Genomic DNA, 20823 nt, shown 5'->3' with positions numbered 1-20823 from the left:
CAGTTCAGCGGCGGAGTCCACACCGCCCGCAGGTTCTCCGGACAACACCAGGCCCTCCGGACGACAGCAGGACCGCAACGTCACCGTGCTGCTGAAGATCGCCGCGTCTCGCGGGACGACCGTGCGTTCGTGGTGGTGTCTTCGTAGGCTGGGTCGGTGCCTGAGCTGACGACGGAGCGGTTGGTGCTGCGCGCCTTCACCGCGGAGGACTTCGAGGCGGTGCACGCCTACGCAGCTGATCCGGAGGTGTGCCGTCACGTGTCCTGGGGGCCGAACACCGTGGAGCAGACCCGCACCTTCCTGGAGGAGATGGTCACCGCCGGCGGACAGGAGGACCGGTCCTCCTTCACCTGGGCGGTCACGGTCGCCGGCGCCGTCGTGGGTGCGTGTTCGGTGACGGTGAGCAGCGCCGAACACCGCCGTGGCGAGATGGGGTACGCCTTGGCGCGGACGGCGTGGGGTCACGGGTACGCCACTGAAGCGGCGGCCGTGGTGCTGAAGTTCGCGCAGACGAGGCTGGGTCTGGCGCGGGTGGAGGCGACGTGCCGGCCGGGCAACGCGGCCTCAGCCGGTGTGCTGCGCAAGATCGGCATGCAGCAGGAGGCGCTGATGCGCAGCCACCTGATCATCCGCGGGCGGCGCGAGGACAGTTTGCTGTTCGCTGCAGTCAGCTGAGACGCCAGGAACCCCTCGTCCTCGAGGGGGAAGCCGGGCCGGTCGGAGGCTTGACGTCGCGCGCCGGCTCGCCGGTGCTGCTGCTCGGAGACGACCTCCAGCCGTCAGCGTCGAGGTGACCGTGGTACTGCAGAACCCCTGAGGCGTCGGTCCAGTCGATGAGGACGCGTTCCTCGTCGCCGGCGACGAGGAAGCCAGGATGACCGGGCCGCACCAGCGGAGGCGGGGGTGTGCGCGGGGGGTCGGTGTGTGGTTCACCGGTGATCTCCTTGCCGTCCTGGTCCGGTCGGGCAGCGCGCACACCGCGGGACGACCGGTGGACCGGGCCCGCACCTCAGGAACTGCGGCGTTCGCCGACGCCTGAGCCGGTTGCGCGCAGCCGCTCGTTGTGAGCCTCGGTCGCCGCGACCACTCCGGTCAGGAGACGTTCCACCTGCTGCAGGGCGGCGTCGTCGTAGTCGTCCAGCACGTCGTCCAGCGCGTGCCCGGTGCTCTCGAAGAAGGCGGTGGTCGCAGCACGGGCGGCCGGGGTCAGACGGAGCCTGATGATCCGCCGGTCGGTGTCCTCACGGTTGCGGACCACCATCCCCGCGTCCTCGAGGCGGTTGAGCAGGCTGGCGGTGGCACCGGAGGTGAGCCCGATGCGCTCCGCCAACCGCGCCGGCGTCAAGGGCGTCCCACTGGCCTCTGCCCACAGCACCTCCGCCACGGCCACCGCGTCGCTGCCGTGGACCCCGAGTGCCCGCGCCAGGTGACGGGTCAGCTCGACGTGGGTGTCGGTGTAGGCGCGCAGCAACTGCAGCACCCGCGCACGTCGCCCCGGCGCGAACAGGGTGTCCGCCCGGTCGTTCGCGCGCGCCATGTCCCCGAGGTTACTCCGCCGTGCAGTACCTTGAGCGTGAAGGTACTTGATGGTCAAGCAATCGAGGAGATGATGGCGATGGGAACGGACATCCAGACCCGAGTGCTGGTGACCGGAGGCAGCATCGCCGGGCCCGCGGTGGCCCACGAGCTGTGGCGGTCCGGCTTCGCGCCGACCCTGCTGGAACGAGCACCACGACCCCGCACCGCCGGCCAGAACGTCGACGTTCGCGGTCCGGCGCGGGAGGTGCTGCGCCGGACGGGGTTGTACGAGGCGGTGGCCGCCGCCGGGACCGGAGAGGTCGGCACGCGGTTCCTGCGACCCGACGGCTCGGCCTACGCATCCTTCCCCGTCCGCGATCACCCCCACCGCCCCGGGGCCGACCGTGCCGGGGACGGGCCCACCGCGGAACTGGAGATCCTGCGCGGCCGGCTCTCGCAGCTGCTCCTGGAAGCCACCGGCGGGGACGTCGAACACCGCTACGGCGAACACCTCGTCCACGTCGAGCACGACGCTCCCGGCGGGGGCGTCGACGTCGTCACCTCCCGCGGATCACGGGAGCACTACGACCTGCTCGTCGTCGCGGAAGGCAAACGCTCGGCGACCCGCGACCTCGTCTTCACCGACGGCGGGCGGAGCGAGGTCACCTGCACCGACCGGGGCCAGTACGTCGGCTACGGCCGGATCCAGCCCAGCGGCGACGACGACCAGTGGTGGCGGTGGCTGACGGCTCCCGGTGGTCGCATCGTCTCCCTGCGCCCCGACGACGTCGGGACCACGCGCGCGACGCTGGCCTTCATGGCGCCACCGATGGGCCTCCACCGCCTCGGCGTCGAGGCTCAGCTCACGGTGCTGCGCGAGCGGTTCGCCGACGTGGGCTGGCAGACGCAGCGCGTCCTCGACGGGTTCGCCGCCGCTCCGGAGGAGTTCTACCTCGAACGTGCCGAGCAGGTGCGCACTCCGCGCTGGTCGCGTGGACGGGTGGTCCTGCTCGGGGACACCGCGTGGGGCGGGCCGACGGGCATGGGCACTAGCCTGGCCCTGCTGGCCGCTCACGTGCTGGCTGGTGAGCTGGCGCTCGAGCGTGACCGGGCACTGTCCCGGGGAGCTTCGATGGAGCCCGAACGAGCTCTCGCCGCCTACGAGCAGCGGCTCCGCTCCTACGTGGACAAGACCCAGCGGGTGAGGCCGGGGATCCCGGCGCTGGCCTCCCCGAAGAGCCGCTGGGGTCTGGTTCTCCTGCACGGGGCCCACCGCCTGGCCGCCACCCCCTTGCTGCGCAGAGCGGGCGAACGCGCTCTGCTCGCCTCCACCTCGGACACCGTCGAACTACCGGAGTACCGATCAGCGACCACCCGGGCGTCGTGACGTCCGTGACCGTGGAGCGGGGGCGGAGGCGGGACGGGTCGCCACCGAGGCGGCTGGAGGCACCAGCGGTGTCCTGCGGCACGACACTGCCGCGGCCAGGAAGGGCGTGCATCGTTCGAACACCTGTGCGAAGATGATCTCGGGTCGGCCGGACGGTGTGGGGAAGCTCCGCTCGGCCGACCCACCCTTTGGAGCGCCGGGTCACCCTCCCTCCGCTGGATCTTCACCCCCTAGCGGCACCCGTGCACTCGCGGACCCGCACCCGGACGTGCGACGGTTGGACCGTCCGAGACCCCGCCCCGCGAGATCCCGGGAGACCCGTGAGCTCCACCCTGAGCACGACCACCCCCCTGCGCGGGCGCGACGTCATCGGCCTGCCCGTGGCCCTCGCGCTCCTCGGCGGAGCCGCCGCCTGGGTTCTCGAGGGACCCCACGCCGCCGCGGCCCTCGTGACGCTCGCCGCGTACGAGGTCGCCCTCAGCGTCGACAACGCGGTACCGATGGCCGGGGTCGCCGGCCGGCTGCACCCGAGGATGCGTCAGGTGTTCCTGACCGCCGGGCTGTTCGTCGGCGTCGTCGTCATGCGGTTGTTCGTCCCCCCGGTGGCGGTGGCGACGGCCAGGGGCGAGGACGTGGCGGAGACGACGACGGCGATGGTCGCGGACCCGTCGCACTACGCCGCCGACCTCGCCGGTGTCCGTCCGGGGCTCGCCGCCTTCGGCGGGGTGTTCCTGTGGATGGTGTTCACCGAGTACCTGTTCAACTGCGAGCGCAAGGACCGGCCGTTGTGGATCGCGCCGCTGGAGCGGCCGTTCTTCCGCCTGGCCCGCCCTCGACTCGTGCAGTTCTGCACCGCGGCCGTCCTGGCCGGTGGTGCGATCGCCTGGGCCCCGCCGGGGAACCGCACGACGGTGGCCGTCGCCGGCGCTCTCGGGATCGCCGGGTACGCCCTGGTGAAGGCCGGGGCGCGGCACGTGTGGACGCACGCGGCGGCCGTCGTCGTCGAGCGCGCGCTCGCGGTGTTCCTGCTGCTGGAGATCCTGGACGGCACGTACTCCTTCAGCGACACCGGCACGGGGCTCCCGGCCTGGGAGCGGCTCGTGATCGCCGTCGCCGGGGTCAGCATCGGGGCGGTGTTCCTCGTGCGGCTGACGCGCCGCCTCGACTCCGGGGAGGCGCTGAAGCGCTACGAGCACCTCCCCGCCGGGGCCGCCTACGTGCTGGGCGTCCTCGGTGTGCTGCTGTGGGTCTCGCTGGTCGCGCCCATCCCGGGACTGCTCGCCGGCTGGTTCGGCGCGGTCGTCATCGGGACCTCGCTGCTCACCTCGCTGGTCCACAACCGGCGCCGCGGTCGCACGGTCAGTGGGTCAGCAGTGCCTTCGCCACGGCGACCCCGGCGCTGACCGCCGCGAGGACGATCCCGCCCCACAGCGCTGTGGCGGAGGGGTCGCGACCGCTGAGGCGCTCCGTCACCACCCCCGTGATCGCCAGCCGCAGCACGACGAAGGCGATGCCGATCCACAGCGCCGGCTGGGCCGGGAGGATCTCGAGGGTCCCCAGCAGCACCAGGAGGACGGGGACCACCCCCGACGTCGCGATCGGGGTGGCGTCCCGCAACTCCTCGGCGAGCTCCTCCCGCGGCTTCCCCGGGAGGTGGTCGGGTCGGACACGTTCGGAGACGAGGTCCGCGGCGATGTGCGCGATGAACGTCGCGACCGCGGTCGCGGCGACGGCGATCGCCGCGTGCCCGGTCTCGACGGCATGGGAGTCCACGGCGACGAGCGCCCCGAGCACCGTGATGTTGCCGTAGACGAACGCCGAGGTGCGGTGCCGGGCGCGGACGACGTCGAGCCCACCGTCGCGACGGTGCCGGAAGCTGGCCATCGCGGCAGCCTAGGGCGATGAGTCCGCGACCCCCGACGAGTCTCCCCGCCGTGCACACCACGCTGACCCACGACCCGGTCGTCATCCTCGGGGCGTGGGTCACGCCCGGACGACGAACGCCACCACAGCGGACGCGGTGGTGGCGGACGGACGACGTGGCTCGCTGCAGGCGAGGGACGGGCCGCCGGCGACCCCTTCCCGCAGGCGCGGCGTCTGGTGGTCAGCCCCCCGACCACCAGACGCGACACCGCGTTTCCCCCCTGAGACCAGACGTCGCTCGCAGGCCCCCCGGCCTCCGAGCCCCGCTCCCCCCGGACTCAGGGGCCTTATCGGCGTCACCCGTTCGGGCGTTACAGATCTGCCGGAGAAGTTTCCGGGCGCTTCACCAGCGGTCGTGCACGTGCTCGGCGACGAGGTCGCGGTAGACCTCCTGGACGGCGTCGAGCTGGGCGGTGGTGGGCGCCGCGACGTCGGCCGCCGCGGCGTTCGCGCGGGCCTGCTCGGGGTTGCGGGCACCGGGGATGACGACGCTGACCCCGGGCTGCTCGACGATCCAGCGCAGCGTGAAGGCGGCGAGGGGGACGTCCCCGGCGACCCCGGCCAGCCGCTTGGCCGCCTGGACGCCGGCCCCGAGCGGGACCCCGGCGAAGGTCTCCCCGACGTCGAAGGCCTCGCCGTTGCGGTTGAAGGTGCGGTGGTCGTCGGCGGCGAAGGTCGAGTTCTCGTCGATCTTGCCCGTCAGCAGGCCCGAGGCCAGCGGCACCCGGACGACGACGCCCACGCCGGCCTCGGCCGCGGCGGGCAGGAACTCGGTGACGGGCTTGAGCCGCAACGGGTTGAGGATGATCTGCACGCTCGCCACGTTGGGGCGGGCGACCGCGTCGAGACCCTCGGCGACGGTCTCGACGGAGACGCCGTAGGCGCGGGTGCGGCCCTCGGCCACGAGGGTGTCCAGCGCCTCGTAGACCGCGTCGGTCGTGAGGACGGGCGGCGGCGGGCAGTGCAGCTGGACGAGGTCGAGGGTGTCGACACCGAGGTTCTCGCGGCTGCGGTCGTTCCAGGCCCGGAAGGCGTCCAGCGTGTAGGCGGAGGCGTCGTGCGGGTCGGCCCGCCGGCCCATCTTCGTGGCGACGAACACGCCCTCGGGTGCCGTCGGCAGGAAGCGGCCGAGCAGCTTCTCGCTGCGCCCGTCCCCGTAGACGTCGGCGGTGTCGAAGAAGGTCACGCCGGCGTCCGCCGCGGCCTGCAGCGTCTCCAGCGCCGCGTCCTCGGCGACGTCGCCCCAGCTCCCGCCGATCTGCCAGCAACCCATCCCGATCGCCCCGACCCTGCGGCCGGTCCTGCCCAACACCCTGGTCAATCCCATCGTCTGCACAGCGTGAGACTACGAGCGGAGGACGCCGAGCACTCCCTGGAACGGCTCAGAGGCCGAGGGCTGCGGTGACCACGCCCAGGGCTGCTCGCGCGACGGCCTCGTCCTCCCCCGCCCACAGCTCCTCGACCCACGGCCCCGCGAACAACCCGACGAGGGTGGGCCGCCCGTCCGCCTCCGTGGCGTCGAGCCACTCGCTGACGGACCCGGCCCCCGGCCCGTGGACGCGGTAGTAGCCGGCCGCGTGCTCGGGCCAGAAGCGCCGGTCGAGGCGCAGCACCACCTTCTCCACCCGTCCGGTGGGCAACCGCGCCAGCGCGTCCCGGTGCCCGCCCGGCAGCGGCGGGACGAACTCGACGGCGCCGGCCGCGAGGACCGCGAACGGCACCGTGATGATCACCGCGTCGGCGTGCACCTCACCGTCGTGCACCTCTTCGTCGGCGCCGGCCACCAGCACCCCGTCGTCGCGGACCTCCACCCGGCGCACCGGCCGCCGCAGCCGGACGTCGACCCCCTCGGCGAGGTGGTCGAGCAGGCGGCGGTAACTGCCGACGATCCACCGGTCCCCTTCGCCGACGCCGGCCTCGAACCCGTGCCGCGCACTCAGGGAGGACAACGGAACCCCGGTGTCCATGACGACCTCGGCGTCCACGAACCGGCGGACGACCTCCGCGGTCCACGGCCGCGGGTCCCGCAACCACTCCTCGACGACCTGCCCGATCGAGGTTCCCGGCGCCGCGACGGCGAGCCGCTCCCGGAGTCCACACGTCAGGCCCTCCGGACGGGGCACCCCGCCCGTGGATGACCCGAGGACGAGCGGATCGGTGAAGTCGGTCGCCACGGTCCGCAACCCCAGTGCCTCGACCGTGCGCGCCAGGACGTTCTCGTCGAACTGCTGCAACCAGTTGGCCCCCAGGTCGAAGGTGGACCCGCCGACCTCCACCCCGACGGCTCGGCCCCCCACGCGGTCGCGCGCTTCCCACACCTGCACGTCCACCCCGCGTCCGCGGAGTTCCTGCGCCGCGGCGAGACCGGCGATCCCGGCGCCCACCACGACGACCCGCCGGTGTCCGAGCGCCGCGGCCCACTCCCCCGCCTGCACGCCCTGTTCGTGCGCGCCGTGGGTCATCCCGGCCCGGGTGGGGTGGGTCCCCTCCCCCGCGATCCGCAGCCGCGTCCCGACGGGGGAACCCACGGTGGTCCGGTCCGCGGGCGTCCCATCCACGCCGATGAGGCTCCACGCACCGCGGGACCACTCGTCCTCCCCCCACCGGGAGACGGCGGAGGCGAGCAACTGCACGGGTTCCGGCACGGAGCCGGAAGCTACGCCGTGCGGGACCACTCGACCAGCGCGGGGACGCAGCGGCGGGCGAAGTCGTCGTAGTCGTCGGGGGTGTTGTAGGCGTGGGCCGAGAGCCGGACGAAACCCTGGTCGCCGAACGCGGTGAACGCGGCCTCGACGCCCAGTTCGGCCAGTGCGCGGTCCCGCACGGCGTTGCCGCCCCCCTCCCCCAGCCCCAGCCGGCCGGGCAGTCTCACCAGCCGCAGCGGACCGGCCGGCATCCCGACCTCGACGTGGTGGTCCTCCCCCGTCAACGCCGCGAACGCGTCGGCGACGACGTCCACGCCGTACCGGGCCAGTGCGGCGACCCGCACCCGGAGCGCGGCCCAGCCGATCTCCGCCTCGACGGCGTCGAGGGCGTCCGGGGCCGCGAGCCAGCTCGTGAAGTCGAGGGTTCCCTGCTGGTCGAAGCTGGCGGGGAACTCCTGCTCGGCTCCCCAGGAGTCGATGAGCGGGTTCAGTTCCCGGCGGAGGTCACCGCGGGCGACGAGGACGCCGGAACCCCGCGGGGCGCACCCGAACTTGTGCAGGTTGCCGACCCAGAAGTCGCAGTCGACGCCCGCGAGGGGTTCGGCGAGTTGCAGCGGGACGTGGGCACCGTCGACGAGGACGGGGATCCCGCGTTCGTGGGCGGCGGCGCTGATGAGGTCGACGGGCAGGAACCGCGCCGTCGGGGAGGTGATGTGGTCGAGCACGACGAGGGCCGTCCGGTCCGAGAGTTCTGCGGCGACGGCCGCGGCCGCCTCCTCCGGACCGGCACCGAGCGGGACGTGCGCGGTGCGGATCCGCCCGCCCCAGCGCCGGACGAGCCGACGCGCGCCCATCGTCACCGCGCCGTACCCGTGGTCGGTGACGACGACCTCGCACCCCTGCTCCACCGGGAGCGAGCTGAAGACCACGCTCGCCCCGGCGCTGGCGTTCGGCACGAACGCGAGGTCGTCCGCGGACACCCCGAGGTAGGGGGCCACGCGTTCCCGGGCCGCCGCGATGCGTTCCGGAACACCGACGAAGAACCGGACCGGCGCGCCCTCCATCTCCGCGCGGTAGGCCGCCTGCCGTTCCAGGGCGAGCGTCGGGACCGCGCCGAAGGAACCGTGGTTCAGGTGGCGCAGGGTCGGGTCGAGGGAGAACGCGAGGGTCACCCCGGCAGTGAACCAGTCCACCGCCGCACCACGAGGACGGCCCCGCCGAGGAACGCCGCGGCCGCCAGACCGGACGGCAATCCCGCCCGGAGCCCCTCCAGAACCCATCCGTGGTGCAGGGAGTCGGCCGGCAGCCCGAGGAGGGAACGATCGCGCGGATCCACGGCGACGTCGACGCGCTGGCCCTTCGCCGTGACGGGGGTCGGGCTCCAGGTCGCGTCGACGAAGAACTGCTCACCCTGGACCTGCGTCCGTCCGCCGGGGGCTTGCACCCCGTAGGAGGTCATGCTGCCGTCTGGACGCGTCAGGCCCTCTTCGACGACCACGCCGGTGAACCGGGTCCCGTTCTCCCGCAACCAGTGCAGTTCGTGCACCTGCCCCGCGACCCCGGCGAGGCGCCACCCGCACGACACCGCCAGCAGAATCCCGCAGAGGGCCAGGACCCAGGCCGCGGCCACGCGCGCGTCAGCGTTCCGGGAGCTCGGCGCCGACGTGTCCAGGGTCGTCATGGCGTGACGCTAGCGGAGGACCAGCGTGCGCCGCCCGGTTTCCCGGGAGGTCGTCACGCGGTCCCCGCGAGCAGCCGCAGCAGACGCTCGGTCTCGTCCTCCAGCGCGGCGCGGCCCGCGGCGACGTACTTCCGCGGGTCGGTGAGGTCGGGCCGGTCGGCCAGCACAGCGCGCACGGCGCGGGTGAACACCCCGTTGAGGTGCGTCGAGATGTTGACCTTCGTCATGCCGACCTCGACGGCGGCGCGGAGTTCCTCGTCGGACAACCCCGACGAGCCGTGCAGCACCAGGGGGACGGGGACGCTCGCGGCGAGCCGGGCGATGAGGTCGCGGTCGACGCGGGCGACGCGGGTCTGCATCGCGTGCGACGTCCCCACGGCCACCGCCAGGGCGTCGACCCCCGTGGCGGCGACGAACTCCGCGGCCTCGTCGGGGTCGGTGCGCGCACCCGGGGCGTGGACGCCGTCCTTGCCGCCGACCTCGCCGAGTTCGGCCTCCAGCGCGATCCCCACGGCGTGGGCCTCCTCGGCCAGGGCCCGGGTCGCGGCGACGTTCTCCGCGTAAGGCAGTTTCGACCCGTCGTACATGATCGAGTCGACGCCGAGGTCGATGCCGCGCCGGGCCAGCTCCGGGTCCTCCACGTGGTCCAGGTGCACCAGGACCTCGACGTCGACGGCGCGGGCGATGGCCTGGGTGGCGACGGTGAGGGGTTCCAGACCACCGTGGTACGTGATGCAGTTCTCGCTGATCTGCAGCACGACCGGCAGACCGGCGCGCGCGGCACCGGCGGCCATGGCCTCGGCGTGCTCGAGCAGGACGACGTTGAAGGCCCCGACTCCACGACCGGCCGCACGGGCGGCGTCGAGGAGTTCCACGAAGGGGGGACGAGTGCTCATGCGGGACTCCCGGTGGTGTCGAGGAAACGGGCGGCGGCGGCCCGGTCGATCTCACCTGCGACCGGACGCAGGACGGCGGCGGCGCCGAACGCGGCGGCCCGGCGCAGGGCGTCGGGCAGCGGGGAACCGCCGGTGAGGGCGAGGACGAGACCGGCCGTCGCGGCGTCCCCGGCGCCGGTGGCGTTCCCGCTGACGCCCGGGACGGCGGAAACCTCGCACACCCCGTCGCGGGTGTGGGCGGCGATCCCGTGGACCCCGCGGGAGACCACCACCGCACCGGCCCCCCGGGCCAGCAGGTCCGCGGCGCCCTCCGCCTCGGAACCGGCACCGGTCGCGCCGAGGAGTTCCTCGACGTTGGGCTTGCAGACGGAGGCCCCGGCGTCGGCGGCCGCCAGCAGGGCCGGACCGGACAGGTCGGCGACGGTCAGGACCCCGGCGTCGCGGGCCGTGCGCACCCAGTCGCCGACCAGGCCGGGGTCGCTGCCGAGCGGGAGCGACCCCGCGACGACGAAGGCCGCCGCCCCGCGCAACGCCCCGGCGAGGGCGTCCCGCACGGCGGCCCACTCCGCGGGGGTCACCGCGGGGCCGGGTTCGCCGAACATCGTCGGGTGGGCCACGTCGTCGACGACGGTCACCGTCGTGCGGGTCTCACCGGCCAGGGGAACGGTCGTGGGTTCCAGCCCCAGGTCGCGCAGCGCCTCCTGCACCCACGTCCCGGCCGCCCCGCCCAGGGGCAGCACGCACCGGGCGGGAACCCCCTCGCCGCCCAGGACGCGGGCCACGTTGACGCCCTTGCCCCCGGGGCGACGGGAGACCTCCAGCACCCGCTGGGTGGTTCCGACCCGCTGTTCCGCGACGCGGTACGTCACGTCGACCGCCGGGTTGGGGGTGAGGACGACGATCACACGACCACCCCGCGGGCCCGGGCCGCCCGGACGGCGTAGAGGGCACCACCGAGTTCCGGACCGTGCTGCGGCGTCACGAGTTCCAGCCGGAACGGGCTGTGCTGCAAAGCCTCCTCGAACTCCGACCGCACCACGGGGGCGTTGAACAGTCCCCCGGACCAGGACACCGCCACCTCGTCCTGCGAACCGTGGCCCAGGGCGGTCGCCGTCGTCGTCACCAGGGCGGCCAGTTCTGCGGCCGCGGCGCGCACGATCCCCAGGGCCCGGGCGTCGCCCGCGGCGGCCGTCGCGGTGACGACGCGGGCGAGGCCCGCGATCCGGCTGCGGTCGCCCTGCCAGCGGTCCACGACGACACCGATGACGTCGAGGTCGTCGCCGTCGTCCCGGACCTCCAGCGCCTCCCGGACCGCGCCGTGCAACGCCGTCCGGGGTTCACGGCCGTCGGCCATGCGGGAGAACGCGTTCAGTCCCTGGACGGCCACCCAGTACGCGGACCCCTCGTCGCCGAAGAGTTCGCTCCAGCCGCCGGTCCGGTGGGCGCGGTGACCCCGTTCGCCGTAGGCCACCGATCCGGTACCGGCGACGACGTTGATGCCGTCCCGGCCGGCGAGGGAACCCGCCCAGCCGCTGAGCATGTCGTTGCCGCAGAGGTAGCGGTCGTGCCCCAGGACCCGGGCGGGCATCGCGTCCAGGTGGGCGACGTCGGCGCTGGCCTCGCCGTAGCCGGGGATCGCCAGGAACGCGAAGGTGAGGTCCTCGACACGGATCCCGGCCGCCGCGACGACGGCGCCGACCCCGGCGCGCAGGACCTGCTCGACGAGGTCGATCCCGCTCTCGCTCCCGAAGTAGTAGCTGGAGGGTTGCCGGTCCTCCGCGACGACCGTCCCGTTCCCGTCGAGCAGGACGAAGGCGGTCTTCGTCCCGCCCCCGTCCATGCCGAGGAAGTACGTCACGGCTGCTCGCTCCGGCCCGGGAGGTCGTGGATCGAGACCCCCTGGACGACCCGGTTGACGGTGCCGCCCGGGAAGGGGTTGTCGGGGGTGCAGCCGCGGCGGACGGACGCACCCAGCGCGAGCAGCTGCGCGAAGGCGACGAGGGCGACGCTGCGCAACCCGTCGTCGAGACCGTCGAGCTGCGGGAGGGCGAGGTCCAGCGCAGAACCGTCCGGCCCGCCGACGTGCACGACCTGCGCGGGGCGGTCACGACGGAGTTCGGTGACGATGTCGGCGTCGTAGTGGGCGGTGTAGGGGTCGGCGGAGGCGTACACGACGACGAGGGTGCGGTCGTCGACCACCGACTTCGGGCCGTGGCGGAACCCGAGCGGGGAGTCGTGGAAACCCGCCACTCCCCCCGCCGTCAGTTCGAGCAGCTTCAGCGCGGACTCCTGAGCCAGCCCCTGCAGCGGACCCGAGCCGAGGTACACGACGCGTTCGGGGTCGGCGTCCAGCAGGGCCTCGACCTGTCCGCTGCGCCCGATCAGCGACGACGCGGCGGCGCCCAGGGCCTCGACGTGGCGGGCCTGGTCGGCCCGGAACACCAGGAGCGCGGCGAGCAGCATCGTGGAGAAGCTCGACGTCATGGCGAAGCCGGTGTCGTTGGTCTGCTCCGGCATCACCAGCACGAACGAGTTCGCCGCACCGCGGTGCTCCCGGGCCAGGGCCCCCTCGGCGTCGCAGGTGATGACGAGGTGGTGCGCCCGCGGGGCGAGATCGTCCACGATCCGGGTCGCCGCGACGCTCTCGGGACTGTTCCCGGACCGCGCGAAGGACACCAGCAGGACGGGGCCGCCCTCCGCGAGCAGGCCGAAGGGGTCGGCGACGAGGTCGGTCGTGGCGAGGGCGTCGACCCGGCGGCCCAGGTGGCGGCGCAGCGACGCGCTCGCGATGTCACCGGCGAAGGCGGAGGTCCCCGCGCCGGTGAGGACGATGCGTAGGTTCTCCTGCGCCAGGACCGGGGCGAGGAAGTCGTCCAGCGCGTCCCGGTGCCCGGCGAGCAGGGTGACCAGGTCGCGCCACGCGCCCGGCTGCTGCCGGATCTCGTGGTGGGTCGCGGATCCGCTCGTGGGAGCGGCGACGTCGGTGTTCACGGGAGGTACCTCCGGTCGGTGGTGCGGGTGGTGCTCGCTTCGGTGCGCACGGGGCTCAGCCTTTCAGCCCGGCCGAGGCCATGGTCGCGACGAACTGCCGCTGGGCCAGGAGGAAGAGCAGCATGAGCGGGAGGGTGGCGACGACGTTGCCGGCCATGAGCAGCGACCAGTCGGTCCGGCGGGCGCCCTGGAAGTTCGTCAGCCCCAGCTGCAGCGTGAAGTCGTGCTCGTCGTTGATGGCCACCAGGGGCCACACGAGGTCGTTCCAGGACCCGAGCAGGGTGAAGATCGCCAACGTCGCCAGCGCGGGCCGGGCCAGCGGCAGCACGATGCGGAAGAACACCTGCAGGCGCGAGCAGCCGTCGATCCTGCCCGCCTCCTCCAGCTCGCTCGGCAGCGACAGGAAGAACTGGCGCATGAGGAAGATGCCGAACGCCGAGGCCAGCCAGGGCACGATCGCGGCCGAGAGGTGGTCGACGAGACCGAGCCGGGCGAACATGACGTAGGTCGGGATCATGAGCAGCTGCGAGGGGATCATGATGGTCGCGAGGATCGCCAGGAACCCGAAAGTCCGGCCCGGGAAGCGCAGCCGGGCGAACCCGTAGCCGGCCAGCGAGCAGAGCACCAGGTGCGAGACGGTCGCCGACGCGGACACGACGGCCGTGTTCAGCAGCCACCGCAGGATCGAGGAATCGGCGAACAACCGGGTGTACCCGCTGAGGGTGAAGTGCGTCGGGACGAAGGCGGGCGGGAACTTGTTGATCTCCGACGCAGGTTCCAGGGAGGTGAGGAACATCTCGAGGAACGGCAGCAGGAAGAGGACCGAGATCGGCACCAGCAGCAGGTGCCACGGGCTGAACGGCAACCCGCGGCGACGGGGCACGGTCGACGTGGACGTCGAGGTCGCGGACGGAGTCACGGTCGTCACGGATTCCTCCCGGCGCGGCGCTGGGTGATGGTGACGACGATCGTCACGACCAGGGTGGCGAAGAACAACGCGTAGGCGACGGCCGAGCCGTAGCCGAACTGCAGCCGCTGGAACGCGAGGTGCCAGACGTAGTAGACGATCGTCTGGGTGGCGTCGAGCGGCCCGCCGCGCGTGGTGGCGTAGACGAGGTCGAACAGCTGGACGGCCTCCAGGGTCTGGTAGACCGCGACGAACGACGTCACCGCCCCGAGTTGCGGCCACACGACGCGCCAGAAGACCTGCCGGGAGTTCGCGCCGTCCATCCGGGCGGCCTCGATGGTGTCGCCGGGGATGTCCTGCAGCGCAGCGAGGTAGATGACCGTGGTGAAGGCGGCCTGCCCCCACAGCGACATGATGGTGATGACCACCATGGCCTGGTGGCCGTCCTCCAGCCAGCCCTGCTGGGGCAGGTGCAGGACGCGCAGGACGTTGTTGACCAGCCCGAACTGCGCGCTGAAGAGGTAGGTCGTGAGGATGCCCGTCGCGGCGGCGGAGGCGACGAAGGGCACGAACACCGCGGTGCGGTACAGGCCGATGAACCGGATCCGACGGTTCAGCGCGACGGCCAGGAACAGTCCCAGCAGGACCGACGCCGGCACGAAGAGGACCGTGTAGAGGGCGGTGTGCAGCGCGGCACCGCCGAGCGCGGGGTCGACGGCGAGGTCCCGGTAGTTCTGGATCCCCACCCCCCTCGGCGGGCTGAACCCGTCCCACGTGCGGAAGGACAGCACGAGGGCCCAGATCCCCGGGAAGAGGGTGAGCCCTCCGACCACGATCAGGGCCGGGGCGACGAAACCCCACCCGGCCAGTGCCTCCCCCACGGCACGGCGGGGCCGGGGGGCAGCCGCTCCCGAGGTCCCCCGGCGCTGCGACTCTCGAAGGTCAACGGTCGTCACGTCACGTCCTCAGCTCTGGCGCAGTGCCTTGTCGGCGGCGGTGGCGGCGTCGGCGAGGGCGCCCTGCGGCGACCCTTCGCCCTGCAGCACGTGGGCGGTGGCGCTCCCGACGGCCTCCGAGAGGCCGTTGTAGCCGGGGACGGTCGGGCGGGGCTTCTTCGCGTTCGCGGCGTTGGCCTGCATCACGTCGAGCCCGGGGAGTTCGGCGGAGGCGGTCAGGAACGCCTCGCTGGTGGCCTCACTGGCCCGCAGCGGGAGGTTGCCGAGAGCCACGTTGAACTGCTCGTCCTGCTCGGCCGAGGTCAGCCACTCGGTGAACTGCGTCGCCCAGTGGGCGCGGTTGACGTCGTCGTTGTCGAACAGGGTCCACAGGTCGGGGCCGGAGACCGTCTGGTGGTCGCCGTCCGTCCCCGGGAGCTGCACGACGCCGTAGGAGGTTCCGGCGGTCTTGAGCGCCGACAGTTCCCAGGGACCGGAGGTGATCATGGCGATGCGGTCGCTCTCGAACAGCTGGGCGAACTTGGTGTCCGTCTGGTCGAGGTAGACGCTCCGGTCGTCGACGGCCATCCCGCGCAGGAAGGTGAGGGCGTCGATCCCGGCCCGGGAGTCGAAGGCCGCCTCCTGCCCGGTGGCGTCCAGGATCTCGCCGCCGTTCTGCCACAGGTGCGGCCACAACTGCCACGTCGTCTCCTCGCTCCCCGAGACGGAGTACCCGTACCCGTAGACGTGGTCGCCGGGGTTCGTGAGCTGCTTCGCCGCGGCCCGGAAGTCCTGCCAGGTCCAGTCGGGCGTGGGGTACGCGACGCCGGCCCGGTCGAAGAGGGTCGTGTTGTAGAGGAGGGCGATGTTGTCGACGACGGCGGGGAACCCGATGGTGCGGTGGCCGGTCGGCTGCGCCGTCGCCCGCGCCGCCGAGGTGAAGTCCTCCCAGTCCACCCCGGGGCCCTGCACCACGGAGGTGATGTCGAGGGTCCGGTTCGAGCGTTCCAGCTGGCTCGCCCACGACCCGAACGTGTAGGAGATGTCCGGGGAGTCGTTGCCCGCGAACGAGGCGGCGAGCTTCTGCAGCAGTTCCTCGGTGGAGGAGGCCCCGGGCGTGACGTCGATGCTGACGTTGGGGTGCTGCTGCTCGAACTCCGCGGCGAGACGCTCCAGCACCCGCTCGGCCTCGTCGCTCTGCCCCGACCACATCGTCAGGTGGACCTGGGCGGAGGGGTCGAGCGTGGTGACGGGTTTCGTCCCGCACCCCGTCGCGACGAGCGCGACGAGGGTGAGGGCGGCGGCGAGTCGTGGGACGTGCACCGGGAACTCCTCTCGGGGGTCTGGACTACAGGGCGTCGACCGGCAGCTGCACGCGCAGTTCTGGCGGCAGCAGGTCGCCGTGGGCGGCGACGAGGTCGTTGCACAGCGCCCAGATCCGCTCGGGCGTGAGCGTCGAGCTCGCGTTGGGGTCCACGAGCACCGCCTGGCGCACGAGGCGCGGGTCCCCGGTCCGGGCGGCCTCGATCGTGAGCTCGGCGACCGAGACGTAGGGGCGGTTCACCGCTGCGGCCTGCACCGGCAGGGAACCCATCGGGACCGGGGAGATCCCGCCGGCGCCCACGATGGTCGGCACCTCGACGACGCACCCGGCGGGCAGGTTGTCGATCAGGCCCCGGTTGACGACGTTGGCGTGGATCTCGCGTTCGGTGCCGGTGACGAGGGAGTGGATGACCTGCGGCGCGTACTCGGCCGCCTCCTCCTCGAGCGCCAGCGGTTCACCCGCGGCGAGGGCGCGTTCGGCCGCGTGGAACTCACGGACGTTGTTCTCGGAGATCTCCAGGTACTCCATCGGCCGCAGCCGGAACCTCTCGACCTGCTCCTGGTCGCGGAGGAACCACGGCAGGTACTCCGAGGAGTGCTCGCTCGTCTCGGTCGGGTAGTAGCCGATCCGGCGGAAGACCTCGACGCGGACGCGGCGCAGCAGTTCCGGGTCGGCGGCGATGCGCTCGCGCAGCACCGGGTAGAGGTCACGACCCCCGTGGGTCCACTCCAGCAACCACGCCTGGTGGTTGACGCCGGCCGCCCGGAACCTGGTCTGCTCGACGGACAACCCGACGAGCTCCGCGAGGTCGTGGGCGGTCCAGTAGACGCTGTGGCACAACCCCAGGGTGGTGAGTTCCGGGGCGACGAGGCTGGTCCACCAGACGTTCATCGCCATCGGGTTGGTGTAGTTCAGGAAGACCGCGTCCGGCGCCACGTCGCGGATGTCCGCGGTGAGGGCGGTGAGGAAGGGGAACGTGCGCAGCGCGCGGAAGACCCCGCCCACCCCGGTGGTGTCGCCGATCGTCTGGCGCAACCCGTAGCGGGCCGGGATCTCCAGGTCGTGGCGGGTGGCCTCGATGCCGCCGATCTGCACCATGTCGACGACGAAGTCGGCGTCGGCGAGGGCGCGGCGCCGGTCGGTGGTCGCGGTGGTCGTCAGGGGGCGGTTCAGGCGTTCGCCGACCTGCCGGGCGGTGCCCTCGGCCACGGCGAGGCGGCGCTCGTCGATGTCGAAGAGCCGCAGGTCGAGCGGGCCGAGGTCGTCGAACCTCAGGAGGTCCCCCACCAGCTGGCGGGTGAACTCGACGCTCCCGGCCCCGACGAAGGTGACTCGTGTCATGCCAGGATGGTGTTCCGACTGCGCGATGGACGCAATATTCTGAGCGAAACGCTCATTCTGGTTGATCGGTTCGAGTGATTGGTGCGGTGGAGATGCCCGGTGGCCACGCCCTCGGCGGCTCGGAGGCCCTCCCGCGCGCGGGTTCCGGCAAACGTGCCGACCGGCTGGTGGCGATCCTCGGCGTGCTCAACGAACGCGGTGACGTGAGCCTGCAGGACCTCGTCACCGAACTCGGCGTGTCGGTCGCGACCGTCCGCCGCGACCTCGCCGACCTCGAAGGACAAGGGCTGCTGTCGCGGACGCACGGCGGCGCGCGGGTCCTCGCCCCGGCGCTGGAACTGCCGGTGCGGTTGCGCGCGGGGCAATCGCACCAGGTCAAGCAACTCATCGCCCGCCGCGCCGCCACCTTCCTGCCCGAGGGGCCGTTCGCGATCGCCATCGGGGGCGGGACGACGGCCGCGGGCGTCGCGCGGGCGCTGATCTTCCGCACCGACCTGACGATCGTCACGAACTCGCTGACGACGGCCACCGAGATCGGGTCCCGGCCGAACCTGCGGGTGATGATGACCGGTGGCCTGATCCGCGCGAACTCCTTCGAGCTGGTGGGGGCGCTCGCCGAGAACTCCTTCGCCTCCATCAACGTGGGCATGGCGATCCTCGGTGTGGACGGGGTGAGCGCCGAGGGCGGGATCACGACGCACGACGAGACCGAGGCGCGGACGAACGCGGCCATGATCCGTCACGCCCAGCGGACGGTCGTCGTCGCGGACTCCTCCAAGATCGGACGGATCACCCTGGCCAAGGTCGCCGGGCTCGAGAGCGTCGGCGACCTCGTCACCGACAGCGCCGCCCCCGCCGAGGAACTCCAGCGGATCCGGACCCTCGGAACCCGCGTCCACGTCGTCACGGTCCAGGACGGGGTCTAGCGTCCTGGACCATCGGTCCGCCGCCGGCCCACGGGACGTCGGCGCATCCGCCGGGTCCCGCTCCGCAGCAGCAGCTCACCCATCGCGTGTTGTCGGCCACACCCCCGGTTCGCGTGCACGTAAGCTGAGGACGTGGGCGACGCTGAGGAGACGCGCTGGCTCGACGAGCAGGAGCGTCAGGTGTGGCTGGCCCTGACGGTACTGCTCACCGCCCTGCCCAACGCCCTGGATGCGCAGCTGCAGCGTGATGCCGGGCTCAGCCACTTCGAGTACTTCGTCATGGCCGTGCTCTCGGAGTCTCCCGACCGGACCCGGCGCATGAGCGAACTCGCGGCGTTGTCCAACGGCTCGCTCTCACGGTTGTCCCACGTGGTCTCCCGTCTGCAACGCCAGGGGTACGTCAGCAGGCGTCCCGACCCCGCGGACGGGAGGACCACCCTGGCCACCTTGAGCGAGCAGGGGTGGGAGAAGGTGGTGGTCTCGGCCCCCGGGCACGTCGCGACCGTGCGCCAGGCCGTCTTCGACCGGTTGACGAAGACCCAGGCCCGATACCTCAAGGACGCCTGTGTCCGCATCGAGAGCGGTCTGGGAGTCGAGCTGCCCGCGGAGGCCTTCGGGTCCGCGTCGCGCGCGAACCGCCCCGACGGAGCCTGACCGCCACCGTCAGCAGTTCCTCGAACGCGGCGTGATCCGCGCGACCGGGTCCGAACCCGCCCGAGGCGTCGCGGTCGGGTCGTCGGGTGAAACCGTCCGACCCCTTGCCGACGGAGCGCCCGCGCGATCCGGGACGACCGTTTCCGGGACCGGATCCCGTTGCCCGATCGCGGGATTCGCGGTCGTCGTCCCGAAACCACGTGGTGGTCCCTACCCCGTCGAGACAGCGGATCCCCGGCACGAATGACTTGACGCTTAAAGTAAAGATGCCTACGCTGAACTTGTCGCTGCACCATCCGGGGAGGCGGATTCACGCCTTCCCACACCACCCCGCGACGATCGAGGACGGGGTTCGGCGCGACACCGACACCACTCGATCCGCACCACTCGATCAGCACCGCCCCGGCCCGGCACTCTTCTTCCGTCCCCGGCCGGGAACCCGGTCGGACCTGCCCGGTCCGCCACGTCCCACTCACCCACAGGGGTTCTCCATGAGCCAGATCGATCGACGCGGACTCCTCAAGGCCGGCGGCGCTGTTCTCGGTGCCTCCGCACTGGGCGCGATGACCGCGCCCACCGCGTCCGCGAGCACCACCGGTTCGCGGCGGGTCAGGGAGGAGAGCAGATCGCTGGACGCGTTGTACGCGGCGGCCCGCAGCGAGGGCGGTGAACTCGTCGTCTACGCCGGCGGTGACACCCCCGACCAGCAGGACGCCGCCAAGACCGCCTTCACGGCGCAGTTCCCGGCCATCGACCTGAAGATGATCGTGGACTACAGCAAGTACCACGACGTCCGGGTCGACAACCAGCTGGCCACCCGCTCCCTGGTCGCCGACGTCGTCCAGCTCCAGACGTTGCAGGACTTCACCCGCTGGAAGCAGCAGGGCGTCCTGCAGCCGTACAAGCCCGCGGGTTTCGGCGCCCTGCACCCCGCGTTCCGCGATGAGGACGGTGCGTGGATCGCCGTCGCGGTCTACGCCTTCAGCTACATGCACCAGGTCTCCCTGGGTGCGACCGCGCCCGCCACCCCACGCGACCTGGTCGACCCGCGCTGGCGCGGCGCGATCGCGTCCTCCTACCCCAACGACGACGACGCCGCGCTGTACCTCTACAAGCTCTACGCCGAGACCTACGGCTGGGACTGGGTGGGCCGGCTCGCCGCGCAGAACCCGCAGTTCGCCCGCGGAACGAACACCCCCGTCGAGGCCGTGGCCTCGGGCAGGAAGACGATCGGCATCGCCGGTGCCGGTTCCCTCACCGGTCCGCTGGCCCCGGGCGTCCGGTGGGTCACCCCGGCCGGCCACCCCTTCATGGCCTGGGGGCAGCGCGCCGCCCTGCTGAAGCGCGCGGCACACCCCGCTGCCGCGAAGCTGTACCTGAACTGGCAGCTCTCGGTCCCGGTGCAGCAGAACTCCTTCAACGGCTGGTCGGTACGAACCGACGTGAAACCCGCGGGAGACCTCGCCCCGATCTGGCAGAACCGTGACGCCCACCTGGACGGGTTCCCCCGTTTCATGGCCGACCGGGCCGAGGTGGAGCGCTGGCGTCAGACGTTCTCGTTGTACTTCGGTGAGGTCCAGGGTGCACCCAGCCCCGGTGTGCTGGGGCTGCACCCCGGACGCTGAACGAGCGCGCACCGACACGGTGGGTACTGGGCCGGCGGGCATCGGGGTCGAGGTCCGCCGGCCTCCGACG

Annotated in this window: 20 protein-coding genes; 6 read left to right on the top strand and 14 right to left on the bottom strand. The window is 72.5% G+C overall.

Going from position 1 to position 20823, the window contains the following annotated elements; translation table 11 throughout:
• Positions 1-156 precede the first annotated feature (156 nt).
• Entirely contained in the window at positions 157-675 is a 519-nt protein-coding gene (locus OG218_RS15030; RefSeq protein WP_328294036.1) for a GNAT family N-acetyltransferase, read from the top strand.
• A gap of 334 nt (positions 676-1009) precedes the next feature.
• Here the strand turns inward: OG218_RS15030 and OG218_RS15025 are convergent, their stop codons facing one another.
• Complete coding sequence (locus OG218_RS15025) at positions 1010-1537, bottom strand: MarR family winged helix-turn-helix transcriptional regulator (RefSeq protein ID WP_328294035.1); 528 nt, start codon at positions 1535-1537, stop codon at positions 1010-1012.
• Positions 1538-1615: 78 nt separating this feature from the next.
• On the opposite strand from OG218_RS15025, the gene OG218_RS15020 reads away from it, so the two are divergent.
• Both OG218_RS15020 and OG218_RS15015 read left to right on the top strand, forming a co-directional pair.
• On the top strand, positions 1616-2905 hold the full coding sequence (locus OG218_RS15020; RefSeq protein WP_328294034.1) for an FAD-dependent monooxygenase: 1290 nt from the start codon (positions 1616-1618) through the stop codon (positions 2903-2905).
• 320 nt (positions 2906-3225) lie between these two features.
• Positions 3226-4308 carry a DUF475 domain-containing protein gene (locus tag OG218_RS15015; RefSeq protein WP_328294033.1) on the top strand — a complete coding sequence of 361 codons (1083 nt, stop codon included), beginning with the start codon at positions 3226-3228 and terminating at the stop codon, positions 4306-4308.
• Here OG218_RS15015 and OG218_RS15010 read toward each other — a convergent pair.
• The 13 genes from OG218_RS15010 to melA all read right to left on the bottom strand — a co-directional run bounded on the left by OG218_RS15010 (position 4265) and on the right by melA (position 17548).
• The gene (locus OG218_RS15010; protein WP_328294032.1) at positions 4265-4789 is read right to left on the bottom strand and encodes a hypothetical protein; all 525 of its coding nucleotides are present in this window, start codon (positions 4787-4789) and stop codon (positions 4265-4267) included. The genes OG218_RS15015 and OG218_RS15010 overlap by 44 nt on opposite strands.
• A 382-nt stretch (positions 4790-5171) precedes the next feature.
• On the bottom strand, positions 5172-6101 hold the full coding sequence (locus tag OG218_RS15005; RefSeq protein WP_442906509.1) for an aldo/keto reductase: 930 nt from the start codon (positions 6099-6101) through the stop codon (positions 5172-5174).
• 109 nt (positions 6102-6210) lie between these two features.
• Complete coding sequence (locus OG218_RS15000; protein WP_328294030.1) at positions 6211-7473, bottom strand: flavin monoamine oxidase family protein; 1263 nt, start codon at positions 7471-7473, stop codon at positions 6211-6213.
• An 11-nt stretch (positions 7474-7484) separates the two neighbouring features.
• Complete coding sequence (locus tag OG218_RS14995; RefSeq protein ID WP_328294029.1) at positions 7485-8666, bottom strand: aminotransferase class V-fold PLP-dependent enzyme; 1182 nt, start codon at positions 8664-8666, stop codon at positions 7485-7487.
• Positions 8642-9154 (bottom strand): hypothetical protein, encoded by a 513-nt coding sequence (locus OG218_RS14990; protein ID WP_328294028.1) that lies wholly within the window; start codon positions 9152-9154, stop codon positions 8642-8644. The genes OG218_RS14995 and OG218_RS14990 overlap by 25 nt, the downstream gene beginning before the upstream one ends.
• A 53-nt stretch (positions 9155-9207) precedes the next feature.
• Entirely contained in the window at positions 9208-10050 is an 843-nt protein-coding gene (locus OG218_RS14985) for a class II fructose-bisphosphate aldolase (protein WP_328294027.1), read from the bottom strand.
• Complete coding sequence (locus OG218_RS14980; RefSeq protein WP_328294026.1) at positions 10047-10955, bottom strand: 1-phosphofructokinase family hexose kinase; 909 nt, start codon at positions 10953-10955, stop codon at positions 10047-10049. The genes OG218_RS14985 and OG218_RS14980 overlap by 4 nt, the downstream gene beginning before the upstream one ends.
• Positions 10952-11908, bottom strand: a complete 957-nt coding sequence (locus tag OG218_RS14975) for an N-acetylglucosamine kinase (RefSeq protein WP_328294025.1) — start codon at positions 11906-11908, stop codon at positions 10952-10954. Before OG218_RS14975 ends, OG218_RS14980 begins: the two co-directional genes overlap by 4 nt.
• Positions 11905-13041: an SIS domain-containing protein gene (locus tag OG218_RS14970; RefSeq protein WP_328294024.1), complete on the bottom strand. Its 1137-nt coding sequence runs from the start codon at positions 13039-13041 to the stop codon at positions 11905-11907. Before OG218_RS14970 ends, OG218_RS14975 begins: the two co-directional genes overlap by 4 nt.
• A 55-nt stretch (positions 13042-13096) precedes the next feature.
• The gene (locus OG218_RS14965; protein ID WP_442906508.1) at positions 13097-13960 is read right to left on the bottom strand and encodes a carbohydrate ABC transporter permease; all 864 of its coding nucleotides are present in this window, start codon (positions 13958-13960) and stop codon (positions 13097-13099) included.
• Between the two features lie 5 nt (positions 13961-13965).
• Complete coding sequence (locus OG218_RS14960) at positions 13966-14904, bottom strand: carbohydrate ABC transporter permease (RefSeq protein WP_328294022.1); 939 nt, start codon at positions 14902-14904, stop codon at positions 13966-13968.
• A gap of 9 nt (positions 14905-14913) precedes the next feature.
• A complete protein-coding gene (locus OG218_RS14955; protein ID WP_328294021.1) occupies positions 14914-16206 on the bottom strand; it encodes an extracellular solute-binding protein in 1293 nt (430 codons plus the stop codon).
• Between the two features lie 25 nt (positions 16207-16231).
• Positions 16232-17548 carry an alpha-galactosidase gene (melA, locus tag OG218_RS14950; RefSeq protein WP_328294020.1) on the bottom strand — a complete coding sequence of 439 codons (1317 nt, stop codon included), beginning with the start codon at positions 17546-17548 and terminating at the stop codon, positions 16232-16234.
• A 92-nt stretch (positions 17549-17640) separates the two neighbouring features.
• On the opposite strand from melA, the gene OG218_RS14945 reads away from it, so the two are divergent.
• From OG218_RS14945 to OG218_RS14935, 3 genes are all read left to right on the top strand, one after another.
• Positions 17641-18474 carry a DeoR/GlpR family DNA-binding transcription regulator gene (locus OG218_RS14945; protein ID WP_328296246.1) on the top strand — a complete coding sequence of 278 codons (834 nt, stop codon included), beginning with the start codon at positions 17641-17643 and terminating at the stop codon, positions 18472-18474.
• 132 nt (positions 18475-18606) lie between these two features.
• Positions 18607-19128, top strand: a complete 522-nt coding sequence (locus OG218_RS14940; RefSeq protein WP_328294019.1) for a MarR family winged helix-turn-helix transcriptional regulator — start codon at positions 18607-18609, stop codon at positions 19126-19128.
• A 491-nt stretch (positions 19129-19619) separates the two neighbouring features.
• Complete coding sequence (locus OG218_RS14935) at positions 19620-20753, top strand: ABC transporter substrate-binding protein (RefSeq protein WP_328294018.1); 1134 nt, start codon at positions 19620-19622, stop codon at positions 20751-20753.
• The last annotated feature ends 70 nt before the right edge of the window (positions 20754-20823 follow it).

Origin of the sequence: Kineococcus sp. NBC_00420 (assembly GCF_036021035.1) — a bacterium.
In the GTDB taxonomy this organism is placed as follows: Bacteria; Actinomycetota; Actinomycetes; order Actinomycetales; family Kineococcaceae; genus Kineococcus.
This window is presented reverse-complemented; position numbering and strand designations above follow the sequence as displayed.